This window comes from Novipirellula sp. (assembly GCF_041583735.1).
GTDB lineage: Bacteria > Planctomycetota > Planctomycetia > Pirellulales > Pirellulaceae > Novipirellula.
The window spans coordinates 1-3,403 of the sequence record NZ_JBFHFD010000805.1 but is presented as its reverse complement, the minus strand read 5'-3'; the positions used below and the strand labels follow the sequence as shown (position 1 = coordinate 3,403).

Sequence of the window (3,403 nt, the reverse complement as noted above, 5' to 3'; positions counted from 1 at the left end):
GATCCGCGTTTGGAAATGGCCTGCCAAATCACGAACGAGTTGACGGAAATCGATCCGCTGTTCGGCCAAATAGTAAACCACCATCCGTTCGCCACCCAAAATCCGTTCGGCGTCGACGACATCCATTTGCAGATTCAAACGATTCGCCAGCTTCTGGCAAATTTCGATGTCTTCGTGACCCTTCGATTCAAGATGTTTCCACTGGTTTTGATCATCCGCTGTTAACGCTCGTACGATCGACCCTTCGGTCGGTTCGGCAATATGATCCACCGCCGCCGGTGTGGCCTCGCAAAGGACGGTACCGATCTCGGTGCCTCGCGAGGTTCGCACCACAACTTGGTCACCATAGCGAAACGACTGTTTTGCTCGCATCACCCCAAGAATCCGCATCGAACCACAGCGGACAACATACTCGAGGCGTCCGGAGGTTGCGTTGGCCGGGGTTTCGGTATCGGAGGGAGCGTTGGACATAATGAGGGGAATTTGAGCGAGTGAAACGCATATTGGACAAGATTAGAAGTGCGGCACCGTTGAGGTGCCATTGTCTGATTGTAGCCGAAGCGAGTCCAGCGGCAGTTTTTTTTCAGCGGAGTGCGATGGTGACGATACCGTGCCTAGCGTCCAAACGGCCAACGTGATTGTTATCGCAAAAACGAGGACGCTGTGAAGCATTTTCTCGTAGCTACCTTCGCCAGAAGGTGGTGATTCGTATTGGCCGGCAACTATCCACGCTCTGGCGAGCGTAGCTACGGAACGCAAATGCCGTAATTTGCCGTCTCCAAATTCTTCACAGCGTTGGCCAAGACGGCTAACGAAATTTACAGTCTCGGAGTTGGTGGAGAGGTTACAGGAACCTGGCGTCACCGCACCGCCATTACAATACCAAACATTTAGGAGCACGAGGCTACCCGCGAGCGGATCAAAATCGAACGCATTGCTGCAATCCATTCACCCGCGTCGCTTTAATACACTTCGTGGACCGAAAGTCTTGGCGACTTTCGCTACCTACTTCTTCTCAGCAGGTTTGCTTTCCTCGGGCTTCTTCGCCTCGGGCTTCTCCGCTTCTGGCTTCGTCGCCTCTGGCTTGTCGTCTTTCTTTACTTCCGGCTTCTTGTCTGCGGGTTTCTTGTCCTCTGCTTTTTTATCTTCCGGCTTTTTGTCAGCAGGCTTCTTCTCGTCGACTTTCTTTTCTGCCTTAGGTTTCTCGGCCTTCTTCTCCTCTTTGGCCATCTCCTTCTTTTCTTCAGGCTTGGCCGCTTCCTCAGGTTTCGCCTCTTCCTCAGGCTTCTTGTCGACGACCGGGGGCAGTGGTTTGCTCCAAGACTCAGATTCCTTGACCACGACGATACCGTCTTTGCGAGTTCCGACCATCAGTGTTTTGTCGTCGTGGAAACACAACGCCCATGCACCACTCTTCGCCGGACTGACATCGGATCCGACATCGTTCGTTTCGTTTTGCATTGGGAAATACAGTCTGCCACCGAGGTCCGCCGCGGCCAGTTTGCCAGTTTTCGAGACCACAAATTCGGTGATCCAGTCTCCGGCTCGCGTCAACCGTGTCGGCTTGGCATCCGCTTTGGCTTCGCACTGATACAAATTGCGATCGCCACTGCCGATCAACAGATTGCTGCCGGCGTAAACCACGCTCCACACCGGTTGATCGCTGACTTTGATTTTGCCGCTGGCCGTCAACTCAGGCCACTGGATCAAATGCACTTCGCCGCCACCATCGGCTGCTGCGATCTGTTTTCCGTCTGCTGAAAACGCCAGTGCGGTAACCGCTTGTCCGCCTAACTCGAGTGTCTTGGTGACTTTGTTTTCCGCCAGATCCCAAACCATCACCTTGCCCGCTTCGTTGCCCGCAACAATGGTTTGGTCATCCGGAGCAAATGTCAACGATTGACACCATCGCTCGAGTGCTTTCTCGTGCGTTTTGGCTTCCTTGGATTCAACATCGTAAATCACCAAGTTGCCACGGTAATCGACGCTCGCGATCGTTTTTCCGTCCGCGGTCGCATCGACACACCAAACAGCAGCCGGGTGGCTGTACAGATCCGTCAGCGTTGTTGGATCTGCGACCGAGAATGTTTTCACTTGGGCTTCACGCAGCAGCAACCCGTCAGCGGTCGCTGCAACGTAGGTGTCACCGGAAAGCGGGGAAATCGAAGTCACCCATAAAGCGGGAGCCGCGTCTTGGGTCTCTTTTTTCTTGTCCGCTTTGTCTTCTGCGTTACCAAGCGTGACGCCCAGGGCAACAAAAAGTGTCGTGAGACAAACCAAGTCAACAAATCGTTTGTTCATCGAATTCGCTCGAGGTAGGTAGGTGGGGAGGAGAGTGAGGGGGGGACAAATCGTGTTTTAAATCAGGCAAGTCCGAATCGTCGGGGGCGTCCGCGAGTCAGTCCGCTTTATCGGGAACCTTTTCCAGGATGTCCAGCAGCACTTGGTCGGGTTGGACCCCTTCGGCTTGCGCTTCAAAGTTCAGCAGCACGCGGTGCCGCATTGCCGGCAAGTAGACACGGCGGATGTCTTCGAAACTGACGTTGTATCGGCCATCCAATAACGCACGGACTTTGGATGCGAGTGCCAATGTTTGGGCACCCCGAGGGCTGCTTCCCCAGCGGATGTAGTCGTTGGTCGCCTTGACGCTGTGAGCTCCGTCGGGATGCGTCGCCAATGTCAAACGCACCAAGTAATCTTGCACGTGAGGGGCCAGAATTACCTCGCGGACCAGCGTTTGCCACTTCATGATCTCGGCACCATCCATCACCTTTTCAATTTCCGTTTTCACACGGCGGGTGGTGCGATCGACAATCTCGTTCAAATCTTCGCGGGAACTGTAACCGACCACCAATTTGAATAAGAAACGGTCCATTTGGGCTTCCGGCAACGGGTAGGTGCCCTCTTGTTCAATCGGGTTTTGTGTCGCCAGGACGAAGAAGGGTTTATCGAGCGTGAACCGCTGGCCCGCCGCCGTGACGGTTCCCTCTTGCATCGTTTCGAGCATCGCCGACTGCGTTTTCGGCGTCGCGCGGTTGATTTCGTCTGCCAACAAGATTTGCGTGAACACGGGACCACGTTGGAACTCGAACTGACGTCGTCCGTGCTCGTCCTCGTTGATCATGTTCGTGCCCAAGATATCCGCGGGCATCAAGTCAGGCGTGAATTGGATGCGGTTGAAATTCAGCTCGAGGACTTCGGCAAGCGTTCGCACCAACATCGTTTTACCGAGACCGGGAACGCCTTCGAGCAGACAGTGACCGCCACATAACATCGCTGTCAACACGCCATGAACGATGTCGTCGTGACCGACGATCACGCGGCCAATCATGTCACGCACAGCCCCGTAACGACTACGAAACTCATCCGCTTGGCTCTGCATCGACTCGACAGTGGTGCTCAT

The 3,403-nt window shown here is 54.5% G+C and carries 3 protein-coding genes; all 3 read right to left on the bottom strand.

Translation table 11 applies throughout. The features are described from left to right. The coding region (ricT, locus tag ABX962_RS33015) for a regulatory iron-sulfur-containing complex subunit RicT (RefSeq protein WP_372725940.1) at positions 1-471 on the bottom strand (471 nt) is incomplete at its 3' end. A 534-nt stretch (positions 472-1,005) separates the two neighbouring features. Beyond that, the gene (locus tag ABX962_RS33010; protein ID WP_372725939.1) at positions 1,006-2,301 is read right to left on the bottom strand and encodes a hypothetical protein; all 1,296 of its coding nucleotides are present in this window, start codon (positions 2,299-2,301) and stop codon (positions 1,006-1,008) included. Positions 2,302-2,398: 97 nt separating this feature from the next. After that, positions 2,399-3,403: MoxR family ATPase (locus ABX962_RS33005; protein WP_339943811.1), on the bottom strand; the 1,005-nt coding region annotated here is incomplete at its 5' end.

Excerpts from the sequence above, each read along its gene's own strand:
- ABX962_RS33010 (WP_372725939.1), bottom strand. The coding sequence starts at position 2,301 with ATGAACAAACGATTTGTTGACTTGGTTTGTCTCACGACACTTTTTGTT.